The following is an 11,695-nucleotide window of genomic DNA, read 5'->3' as shown; positions in this document are numbered from 1 at the left end:
CTGCTCGCGAGCAGCGTGGTATTCGGCGTTTTCCTTCAGGTCGCCCAGCTCGCGGGCCGTACCGATGTCCTGGCTCAGCTTCGGACGGACGACCTTGGTCAGGTGGGCGTGCTCCTCTTCCAGGGCTTTGGCGCCCTGGACGGTCATTGGATATTTGATCATGCCTTCAATCCTGCGTGTAGATCCTGCAAGCGACGCACGGTCTTTTCCGGACCGAACTTGAGCGCTTCGCAGATGGCTTCACCAGCAGCAATAGTCGTGGTGCAGTAGATCTTGTGCTGCAAGGCATTACGACGAATGGAGTACGAGTCCGCGATCGACTGGCGACCTTCGGTGGTGTTGATGATCAGCGTGACTTCGTCATTTTTGATCATGTCGACCACGTGCGGACGCCTTCCGTCACCTTGTTAACGCGGCGCACTTTCAGGCCGGCAGCTTCGATCACCTTGGCTGTCCCGGCGGTGGCCACGACTTCAAAGCCCAAGTTGATCAGATCACGCGCCACACCTGCAACCAGTGGTTTGTCGTCATCACGCACGCTGATAAACGCAGTACCACCGGTCGGCAGCACTTCGCTGGCACCCATCTGGGCTTTGGCGAACGCTTCACCGAAGGTATCGCCCACACCCATCACTTCACCGGTGGACTTCATCTCTGGGCCCAGGATCGGGTCCACGCCAGGGAATTTGGCGAATGGGAACACCGCCTCTTTCACGCTGTAGAAGTTCGGGATGATTTCTTTGGTGAAACCGATTTCCTTCAGGGTCTTACCGGCCATCACACGGGCAGCAATCATCGCCAAGGACACACCGATGCACTTGGAAACAAATGGCACGGTACGCGAAGCGCGCGGGTTGACTTCGATGACGTAGATGTCTTCGCCTTGCAGCGCCAACTGAACGTTCATCAGGCCGACCACGCCCAGCTCCAGGGCCATTTTCTTGACCTGTTCGCGCATCTCGTCCTGGATGTGCGCCGGCAGCGAGTAAGGCGGCAGCGAGCAGGCGGAGTCACCGGAGTGAACGCCCGCCTGTTCGATATGCTGCATGATCGCGCCGATCACCACGTCAGTGCCGTCGCAAACCGCGTCCACGTCCATCTCGATGGCGCAATTGAGGAAGTGGTCGAGCAGCACCGGGCTGTCGTTGGAGACTTTTACCGCATCACGCAGGTAGCGCTTGAGTTCATCTTCTTCGTAGACGATTTCCATCGCACGGCCGCCCAATACGTAGGACGGACGCACCACCAGCGGGTAGCCGATCTTGCTGGCCGCGCGGATAGCTTCGTCTTCGCTGCGCACGGTGGCGTTAGGCGGCTGACGCAGGTTCAGGCGCTCAACCATTTGCTGGAAGCGCTCACGGTCTTCGGCACGGTCGATGGCATCCGGGCTGGTGCCGATGATCGGCACGCCGGCGGCTTCCAGTGCGCGAGCCAGTTTCAGCGGAGTTTGGCCGCCGTACTGCACGATCACGCCTTTTGGCTTCTCGACGCGGCAGATTTCCAGCACGTCTTCCAGGGTTACCGGCTCGAAGTACAGACGGTCGGAAGTGTCGTAGTCGGTGGAAACGGTTTCCGGGTTGCAGTTGACCATGATGGTCTCGTACCCGTCTTCGCGCAGCGCGAGGGCGGCGTGTACGCAGCAGTAATCGAACTCGATGCCTTGGCCGATACGGTTTGGCCCGCCACCCAGGATCATGATTTTGTCGCGGCCCGACGGCGCGGCTTCGCACTCTTCCTCGTAAGTGGAGTACATGTACGCAGTGTCGGTGGCGAACTCGGCGGCGCAGGTGTCAACGCGCTTGTAGACCGGGAAAATATCCAGCTTGTGGCGATGCGTGCGCAGGTTTTTCTCGGTCACACCCAGCAGCTTGGCCAGGCGCATATCAGAGAAACCTTTGCGCTTGAGGCGGAACATCAGGTCGCGGTCGATAGACGACAGGCCGAGGGTCTTGACCTTCTCTTCTTCCTTGATCAGGTCTTCGATCTGCACCAGGAACCACGGATCAATCATGTTCATGCCGAAGATGTCTTCGACGGTCATGCCCGCGCGGAAGGCGTCAGCGACGTACCAGATGCGCTCGGCGCCCGGCACGGTCAGCTCGCGCTTGAGCACGCTCATGCTTTCCGGGTTGCTCAGGTCGAGCTTCTCGTCCAGACCGCAAACGCCCACTTCCAGGCCACGCAGGGCTTTCTGCAGGGACTCCTGGAAGGTCCGGCCGATGGCCATGACTTCACCCACCGACTTCATCTGAGTGGTCAGGCGCGCATCGGCTTTCGGGAATTTTTCGAAAGCAAAGCGTGGCAGCTTGGTCACGACGTAGTCGATAGACGGCTCGAACGACGCTGGCGTAGCGCCGCCAGTGATTTCGTTTTGCAGCTCGTCCAAGGTGTAACCGATCGCCAGCTTGGCCGCGATGCGCGCAATCGGGAAGCCGGTAGCTTTCGATGCCAGCGCCGAAGAACGCGATACACGCGGGTTCATCTCGATCACAACCATACGGCCAGTGTCCGGGCAGATGCCGAACTGAACGTTGGAGCCGCCGGTTTCAACGCCGATCTCACGCAGTACCGCCAACGAGGCGTTACGCATGATCTGGTATTCCTTGTCCGTCAGGGTTTGCGCCGGAGCAACGGTGATCGAGTCACCGGTGTGCACGCCCATCGGGTCGAAGTTTTCGATGGAGCAGACGATGATGCAGTTGTCCTTCTTATCGCGGACAACCTCCATCTCGTACTCTTTCCAGCCGATCAGGGATTCGTCGATCAGCAGCTCTTTGGTCGGCGACAGGTCCAGACCACGCGCGCAGATTTCTTCGAACTCTTCACGGTTGTAAGCAATACCGCCACCGGTGCCGCCCATGGTGAAGGACGGACGAATGATACACGGGAAGCCGAGCTTTTCGAGAACCGCGTTGGCCTCGTCCATGCTGTGGGCGATACCGGAGCGCGGGCAGTCAAGGCCGATGGACTTCATGGCCTTGTCGAAACGCGAACGGTCTTCAGCCTTGTCGATGGTGTCGGCATTCGCGCCGATCATCTCTACGCCGAACTTCTCCAGAACGCCTTCGCGCTCCAGGTCGAGGGCACAGTTCAGTGCAGTCTGGCCGCCCATGGTTGGCAGCAGCGCGTCCGGGCGCTCTTTCTCGATGATCTTGGCAACCGTCTGCCACTTGATCGGCTCGATGTAGGTGGCGTCGGCCATGTCCGGGTCGGTCATGATGGTGGCCGGGTTGGAGTTCACCAGGATGACGCGGTAGCCCTCTTCGCGCAGGGCTTTACAGGCCTGGGCGCCGGAGTAGTCGAATTCACAGGCCTGGCCGATAACAATCGGGCCAGCGCCGAGAATCAGGATGCTTTTTATGTCTGTACGTTTTGGCATGGGTTTGTCACTCAAATCCGCAGGTCAGTCGGCAAGCCGTCTTGAACAATCCTTGAAGAGCCTGAGGGGGCCACCGGTTTCCCGGGCCACCCTCAGGCCAGTCAGTTAGCGTCGCTTGGCCATCTCATTGATGAACCGGTCGAACAGCGGCGCTACGTCGTTCGGGCCAGGGCTTGCTTCAGGGTGGCCCTGGAAGCTGAACGCGCTCTTGTCGGTGCGCTCGATGCCTTGCAGGGAACCGTCGAACAGCGACTTGTGAATGGCGCGGACGTTCGCCGGCAAGGTCGCTTCATCTACCGCAAAACCGTGGTTCTGGCTGGTGATCATCACAACGCCGGTGTCCAGGTCTTGCACAGGGTGGTTGGCGCCGTGGTGGCCGTGCCCCATTTTCAGGGTCTTGGCGCCGGAGGCCAGGGCCAACAACTGGTGACCCAGGCAAATACCGAACACCGGAATCTCGGTCTCCAGCACTGTCTTGATCGCCGTGATGGCGTAGTCGCAAGGCTCAGGGTCACCCGGGCCGTTGGACAGGAACACACCGTCCGGCTGCATGGCCAGTACGTCGCTGGCCGGGGTTTGCGCCGGCACCACGGTCACGCGGCAACCACGTTCAACCAGCATGCGCAGGATGTTGTACTTGATGCCGTAGTCGTAGGCCACGACATGGTACGGCAAGTCAGCGGCCTCGATGGTTGCATGGCTGTCGGTCTTCAAGTCCCAGACAGTGGAGCGCCACTCGTACTGCTCTTGGGTGCTGACAACTTTCGCCAGGTCCATGCCTTTCAGGCCAGGAAAACCTTGCGCTGCGGCAATCGCCGCTTCTTCGGAAATATTGTCACCCGCCATGATGCAGCCGTTCTGCGAGCCTTTTTCACGCAGGATGCGTGTCAGGCGGCGCGTATCGATACCGGCGATTGCCACCACATTGTTGGCTTTCAGGTAATCGGACAGCGACATCGTGTTACGCCAGTTGCTCGCAACCAGTGGCAGGTCGCGAATGACCAGACCGGCCGACCAGACACGATCAGACTCGACGTCTTCCGGTGTAGTACCGGTGTTGCCGATGTGCGGATAGGTCAGGGTAACAATCTGTTGGGCGTAGGAAGGATCGGTAAGGATTTCCTGATAGCCGGTCATGGCGGTGTTAAACACCACCTCTCCAACGGTTTGACCGTCGGCTCCAATGGCTTCGCCGCGAAAAATGCTGCCATCAGCAAGGGCGAGTATGGCTGGCTTAGTCAAGAAGACCTCCCGTAAATAAAGCCTGAAAGGGCGATCGCAGGTTGTAAAAAAGCGGAGTGACGTATGGACACGTCACCCCGCTTCTTCACTGAATTATTCTGCGCGCTTTTAGTGGACACACTAAAGCTGTAGCTTACAGAAAAAGGCTTTTTTGGTCCACCGCTAATGAGCCTTAAAGGCAGGGGAATGCGACAGAACATCGCTTAGCGGGTAAAAACGGGGCCTCAGGATAATCCCAAGGCCCTGTTTTAGCTACTGATTAGTGCAGGTCCAGCACATCGCGCATGTCATACAGACCCGGCGTGCGGCCTTCCAACCACAGCGCGGCACGCACCGCACCTTTGGCGAACGTCATGCGGCTGGAAGCCTTGTGTGTGATCTCGAGGCGCTCGCCTTCGGTGGCGAACAACACCGTGTGGTCGCCGACCACATCACCACCGCGCACGGTCGCAAAACCAATGGTGTCACGCGCACGCTCACCGGTATGACCTTCACGGCCGTACACCGCGACTTTCGACAGGTCACGCCCTAACGCATCGGCAATCGCCTCACCCATGCGCAGCGCGGTGCCCGACGGCGCATCGATCTTGTGCCGATGATGCGTCTCGATGATTTCGATGTCAGCCTCATCACCCAACACCCGCGCCGCCAGATCCAGCAGCTTGAGGGACAGGTTCACGCCGACACTGAAGTTGGCCGCGAACACCACCGGAATATCCTTGCCCGCCTCAACCAGCAACTGTTTCTGCTCGGCATTCAAGCCCGTGGTGCCGATCACCATAGCCTTGCCCGCCTTGCGGCAGAACGCCAGGTTTTTCAGCATCACGTCCGGCAGCGTAAAATCGATCAGCACATCAAATTCGTCAGCCACCTGCGCCAGGCTGCTCGACAATGAAACGCCGATGCGCCCCAGCGAGGCCAGCTCACCGGCGTCTGCACCGATCAACGTGCTGCCTGGCCGGACGATCGCCGCCGTCAGCCCCGAGGCAGGTGAGCGCTGCTGCACCGCCTCGACCAACGCCTTGCCCATGCGCCCGGCAGCGCCCATTACGGCTATACGTCGCATATTCACGTCCTTACAGGTCGCCAAAGAAGCGCTTCACACCGTCGAAAAAGCCGGTGGTTTTCGGCGAATGGGAGTCATCGCCTTCCAGTGAGCTGCGGAACTCTTCAAGCAGTTCGCGCTGACGACGGCCCAGATTGACCGGTGTTTCGACCGCCACACGGCACATCAAGTCGCCCGCACCGCCACCCCGCACCGGCGCAACGCCTTTGCCACGGATGCGGAACTGCTTGCCGGTTTGCGTACCTTCGGGAATCTTGAGTTTTACCCGGCCATCAAGGGTCGGAATATCCAACTCACCACCCAAAGCTGCGTCGACAAAGCTGATCGGCACTTCGCAGAACAGGTGCTTGCCATCACGCTGGAAGATCGAGTGCTCACGCACATTGATCACCACGTACAGGTCGCCGGTAGGCCCACCCTGAACGCCCGCCTCACCTTCACCCGACAGGCGAATGCGATCACCGGTGTCAACACCCGCCGGCACTTTCACCGACAGCGTTTTGTACTCTTCGACACGGCCTTCGCCGTGGCACGAGTCGCACGGATCGGAAATGATCTTGCCTTGGCCATGGCAACGCGGGCACGTCTGCTGCACGGAGAAAAAACCCTGCTGCATACGCACCTGACCGATACCGCCGCACGTCGGGCAGGTAATCGGCGCAGAACCTTTTTTAGCACCCGAACCATCGCACGGCTTGCAATTGACCAGCGTCGGCACACGAATGTTGACGGTGGTGCCGCGTACGGCCTCCTCCAGGTTCAGTTCCAGCGTGTAGCGCAAATCGCTGCCACGCTGGGCACCGCCACGCTGACCACCCCGGCCACCGCCGAAGAAGTCGCTGAATACATCACCGAAAATATCGGAGAAGTTCTGACCGCCAAAACCGGCACCGCCGCCGCCCATGCTTGGGTCAACGCCAGCATGGCCATACTGATCGTAGGCCGCGCGCTTGTTTGGATCACTCAGGCATTCGTAGGCCTCGTTGGCCTCTTTGAACAGATCTTCGGATTCTTTGCTATCCGGATTACGGTCCGGGTGATGCTTCATCGCCAGACGGCGGTAGGCCTTTTTCAGGTCCGCCTCGCTGGAACCGCGCTCCACACCCAATACTTCGTAATAGTCACGCTTTGCCATAAGTCTTTGCACTCTTAAGGACGTTCAGCCAGGCCCTCCTGAGCCTGGCCAAACTCGCTGAGCCCCAATACAGGCCCGGACCCAACTCACGTCAATTCAACGATCCTGGTCATTACTGTTTTCAGCCAGCAACCCGGCCAAAAACGCGGTGACTGTCGCCAGGGAAGCAGGAGCATTCCCGATCACACCGCCAACATCCGAACGCTGTCGCATGTTGTAAAAATTCGCATACCCCAGACACGCCAACGCGGGAGCAAGCTCCCGCGCGGCGACATCCTACCAGTCACCGCTTGATAGCGGTCAACCGGGCGACCAACTTACTTCTGGTCTTTGACTTCTTCGAACTCGGCATCCACAACGTCGTCGTGCTTGGCTTCAGGCTCTGCGTGTTGCGCAGCACCGTCTGCCGGCTGGCCTTGCTCGGCGTACATTTTTTGAGCGACCGGTGCGGAGACTTTCGACAGCTCCTCAACCTTGGCTTCGATGGCAGCCTTATCGTCGCCTTTAACAGCGGCTTCCAGGGCGACCACAGCGGCCTCAATGGCAACCTTCTCTTCAGCGCTCACTTTGTCGCCAGCATCAGCGATCATTTTGCGCGTCGAGTGCACCAGTGCGTCACCCTGGTTACGGGCAGCGGCCAGCTCTTCGAACTTGCGGTCTTCTTCGGAGTTGGCTTCAGCATCACGAATCATCTGCTGAATTTCTTCCTCGGACAGGCCGGAGTTGGCCTTGATCACGATCGACTGAGTTTTGCCGGTGGCCTTGTCTTTGGCGCCTACGTGCAGAATGCCGTTGGCGTCGATGTCGAAGGTCACTTCAATTTGTGGCACGCCACGAGGTGCTGGTGGAATCTCAGCCAGGTCGAACTTGCCCAAGGACTTGTTCTGGCCTGCTTGCTTACGCTCACCTTGCAGCACGTGAATAGTCACAGCGCCTTGGTTGTCGTCAGCCGTCGAGAACACCTGAGATTTCTTGGTAGGAATCGTGGTGTTTTTCTCGATCAGCGCAGTCATCACGCCACCCATGGTTTCGATACCCAGGGTCAGCGGGCTGACGTCCAGCAGCAGCACGTCTTTAACGTCGCCGGCCAGTACAGCGCCCTGGATAGCAGCACCCATGGCAACCGCTTCGTCCGGGTTCACATCTTTACGCGCTTCTTTACCGAAGAACTCGGTTACCAACTTCTGAACCAGTGGCATACGGGTCTGACCGCCGACCAGGATCACGTCGTTGATCGCGCCAACGTCGATACCGGAGTCTTTCAACGCGATGCGGCAAGGTTCGATGGTGCGTTGAACCAGGTCTTCAACCAGCGCTTCCAGCTTGGCGCGCGAGATTTTCACGTTCAAGTGCTTTGGACCGGTAGCGTCTGCAGTGATGTACGGCAGGTTCACGTCGGTCGACTGAGCAGACGACAGCTCGATCTTGGCTTTTTCAGCGGCTTCTTTCAGGCGCTGCATGGCCAGCGGGTCACCCTTAAGGTTCATGCCGCTTTCTTTCTTGAATTCGTCAACGAGGTAGTCGATCAGACGAATGTCGAAGTCTTCGCCACCCAGGAAGGTGTCACCGTTGGTGGCCAACACTTCAAACTGGTGCTCGCCATCCACTTCAGCGATCTCGATGACCGAAACGTCGAACGTACCGCCACCCAGGTCATAAACGATCACAGTGTGGTCGCCCTTGGCCTTGTCCATGCCGTAAGCCAGTGCAGCTGCGGTAGGTTCTTGATGATACGTTTTACGTCCAGGCCAGCAATGCGGCCGGCGTCTTTGGTCGCCTGGCGCTGGCTGTCGTTGAAGTAGGCAGGAACGGTAATCACCGCTTCAGTCACTGCTTCACCGAGGTAGTCTTCGGCGGTCTTCTTCATCTTTTTCAAGATTTCAGCCGAGATTTGCGGCGGCGACATTTTCTGGCCGTTTACTTCAACCCAGGCGTCACCGTTGTCAGCCTTGGAGATTTTGTAAGGGACCATCTTGATGTCTTTTTGCACGACTTCTTCGTCGAACTTGCGACCGATCAGACGCTTCACCGCATAAAGGGTGTTATTTGGGTTGGTCACAGCCTGACGCTTGGCCGACTGGCCAACCAGAATTTCGCCGTCGTTGGCGTAAGCCACGATGGACGGGGTGGTGCGTGCACCTTCGGCGTTCTCGATAACTTTCGATTTGCCATTTTCCATAACGGAGACGCAGGAGTTGGTTGTCCCCAGGTCGATACCGATAATTTTGCCCATGTTTTTACTCTCCCGAAACTTGAATTTGGTTGCCGCAGCAGTGGTGGCTAACTGCGGTAGCACTTAAACGCTTGACTTATAGATGGGGCCGTTACGACTGATTTCAAGCCTGCTCATCAATAGAAGGTGCAACAGGTGCAGGAGCCTTGCTCACTACCACCATTGCCGGGCGCAGCAAGCGACCGTTGAGCTGATAACCCTTCTGGAACACCTTCAAAACACTGTTGGGCTCCAGGTCGTGGCTTTCTTGCATCGCCATTGCCTGGTGATGCTCAGCGTTGAACGGTTCGCCGCCTTGCGGATCAATCGCTTCCAACTGATAACGCTTCAGGGTGTCCTGGAACATTTTCAGGGTCAGCTCGATCCCTTCACGCATTGGGCGGATGTTTTCGTCATCCGCGTTGGACAACTCAAGGCCACGTTCCAGGCTGTCAATGATCGGCAGCAGGTCGGAGGCGAATTTTTCCAGCGCGAATTTGTGCGCTTTCTCGACGTCCTGCTCGGCACGGCGACGGACGTTCTGCAGATCGGCGGCAACACGCAAAGATTGATCCTGCGCAGCGGCCAATTGCTCTTCGAGCACTTGCACACGGGTCGCCAGCTCATCGCCGACAGCCGAATTGGCGTCCGGAGTTTGCGTATCCTGCGTCTGTTCGTCAGCCATAGATCTCTCCTTTCAAATCATGCGCGAACTCAACTCGCGCTTCTGTTCCGGTATATGGGGCCACAATTTCCAGGTTCAAGGGCGCAGGCGTTACCAAAAGTCTTTCTGCCGTCTTGGGTCAATTCCTGCCCGGTCATTCTTTATTGCGCTAACAAACCCGCTCGTTCAAGCAAATCGAGCTAAGCGCCAGGATTGTCAGCCCGGAACAAAACACTGTATAAATAACCAGACCTAACACCTGGGAGCGGCCGCCATGCTCGTGCACCTGTCTGTACACAACTACGCCATCGTTGAACATCTGGATCTCGAACTGGATCGCGGGATGAGCGTAATCACAGGCGAAACCGGCGCCGGCAAGTCGATCATGCTCGACGCTCTGGGCCTGACCCTCGGCGATCGCGCCGACAGCGGCGTGGTGCGCCCCGGTGCGGACAAGGCCGATATCCTCGCCACCTTTGACCTGGCGGACATTCCCGAGGCCGAAGCCTGGCTGGCCGAGCGCGACCTTAATAATGAAGGCCCGTGCATCCTGCGCCGAGTCATCACAGCGGAAGGGCGTTCACGCGGCTATATCAACGGCACACCCTGCCCGCTTGGCGACTTGAAAGCGCTGGGCGAACTGCTGATCGACATCCACAGCCAGCATGAGCATCAGTCCCTGCTGAAAACCGACACACATCGCCGCCTGCTCGATGAATATGCCGGCGCCACCGATCTGGCCCGCCAGGTGCAACTGGCTGCCCAGCGCTGGCGCCAGACCCGGCAAGAGCTGGAGCGGCTCTCGAACTCCGGTGACGAGCAGCGCGCTCGCCATCAATTGCTCAGCTATCAACTTGAAGAGCTGGAAAGCCTCGGCCTTGGTGAAACCGAGCTGGAACAGTTGGAGCAGGAACACAAGAACCTCACCAACGCCGAGACCCTGCTGGGCATTTGCCGCCAAGTGGTAGAGCAATGCAGCGAGAGCGATTCGGGCAACGTGCTTAACGCGCTGACGGCCAGCCTGCATCGCCTGTCCAGCGTGAACAATTCTTCTGGTTCGCTGAGCGAAGCTACGACGCTGCTGACCAGCGCGCAGATCCAGGTTGAAGAAGCCGTGGGCGAGCTGAATCGCTTCCTCGACCACTTCGATGCCGACCCGGCCCGCCTGCAGGAAATAGAAGAACGCCTGGACACGATTTACACGCTGGCGCGCAAACATCGCATCCAACCCACCGAAGTGGCGACGATGCAGCAAAAATTGCTGGATGAAATCGAAACCCTTAATGCCAACGATGAATCCATCGAGCGGCTGGCCGACGAACTCGCCTCTTTTGCCCGGCACTACCAAGAAAAAGCCCGCGAACTGAGCGAACTGCGCCAGAAAGCGGCCACCTGCCTCGCCGGCGCTGTGGAGCTGGAAATTCAGCGCTTGGGCATGCCCGGCGGGCGCTTCACTATCGAGCTGCACGCCAACACCAGCAATGAGCTGCAACCCCATGGCCTGGAACAGGTGGAACTGCTGGTCAGCGCCAACCCTGGCCAGCCGCTCAAAGCGCTGGCGAAAGTAGCGTCGGGTGGCGAGCTGTCACGGATCAGCCTGGCCATTCAGGTGATTACCGCGCAGACGTCTCGTGTACCGACACTGGTATTCGATGAGGTGGACGTGGGTATCGGCGGGCCAACCGCAGAGATCGTCGGGCAGTTGTTGCGTCGGCTGGGTGATCGCGGGCAAGTGCTTACCGTCACCCACTTGCCGCAGGTGGCGGCCCAAGGGCATCAACATCTGTTCGTTCACAAGGTGCGCGGCAGCGATGCCACACACACCGCCGTGGCCAAGCTGAACAAGTCGGAGCGCGTTGAAGAAGTGGCGCGGATGCTGGGGGGTATCGACCTGACCAAGGAGTCCTTGGCCCACGCGAAAAAAATGGTCGTTGCGGCGAAAGCTTAAGCCGACAATTTCTTCTATACAGAAAGCACGAAGGCGACCTTAAGGTCGC

General features: G+C 58.6%; 5 protein-coding genes and 3 pseudogenes. 1 reads left to right on the top strand and 7 read right to left on the bottom strand.

Annotated features, from left to right (window positions below; translation table 11 throughout):
- The 7 genes and pseudogenes from greA to grpE all read right to left on the bottom strand — a co-directional run.
- A pseudogene (gene greA, locus F0169_RS21860) lies at positions 1-162 on the bottom strand (transcription elongation factor GreA); the annotation flags it as partial.
- Positions 159-3,379 (bottom strand): annotated as a pseudogene (gene carB, locus F0169_RS21855) (carbamoyl-phosphate synthase large subunit). The pseudogenes greA and carB, both read right to left, overlap by 4 nt.
- A gap of 105 nt (positions 3,380-3,484) precedes the next feature.
- The gene (gene carA / locus F0169_RS21850; protein WP_152747595.1) at positions 3,485-4,621 is read right to left on the bottom strand and encodes a glutamine-hydrolyzing carbamoyl-phosphate synthase small subunit; all 1,137 of its coding nucleotides are present in this window, start codon (positions 4,619-4,621) and stop codon (positions 3,485-3,487) included.
- A gap of 259 nt (positions 4,622-4,880) precedes the next feature.
- Positions 4,881-5,687: a 4-hydroxy-tetrahydrodipicolinate reductase gene (dapB, locus tag F0169_RS21845; RefSeq protein WP_058412558.1), complete on the bottom strand. Its 807-nt coding sequence runs from the start codon at positions 5,685-5,687 to the stop codon at positions 4,881-4,883.
- Positions 5,688-5,697: 10 nt separating this feature from the next.
- The gene (gene dnaJ, locus F0169_RS21840) at positions 5,698-6,822 is read right to left on the bottom strand and encodes a molecular chaperone DnaJ (RefSeq protein WP_058412559.1); all 1,125 of its coding nucleotides are present in this window, start codon (positions 6,820-6,822) and stop codon (positions 5,698-5,700) included.
- Between the two features lie 317 nt (positions 6,823-7,139).
- Positions 7,140-9,055, bottom strand: a pseudogene (gene dnaK, locus F0169_RS21835) (molecular chaperone DnaK).
- Positions 9,056-9,158: 103 nt separating this feature from the next.
- On the bottom strand, positions 9,159-9,719 hold the full coding sequence (gene grpE, locus F0169_RS21830) for a nucleotide exchange factor GrpE (protein ID WP_058412561.1): 561 nt from the start codon (positions 9,717-9,719) through the stop codon (positions 9,159-9,161).
- A 253-nt stretch (positions 9,720-9,972) separates the two neighbouring features.
- On the opposite strand from grpE, the gene recN reads away from it, so the two are divergent.
- On the top strand, positions 9,973-11,646 hold the full coding sequence (recN, locus tag F0169_RS21825) for a DNA repair protein RecN (protein WP_152747594.1): 1,674 nt from the start codon (positions 9,973-9,975) through the stop codon (positions 11,644-11,646).
- The last annotated feature ends 49 nt before the right edge of the window (positions 11,647-11,695 follow it).

The organism is Pseudomonas kitaguniensis, assembly GCF_009296165.1.
GTDB classification, from domain to species: Bacteria; Pseudomonadota; Gammaproteobacteria; order Pseudomonadales; family Pseudomonadaceae; genus Aquipseudomonas; species Aquipseudomonas kitaguniensis.
The sequence above is the reverse complement of the archived record's forward strand: the minus strand, read 5'-3'. Positions and strand labels throughout refer to the sequence as shown.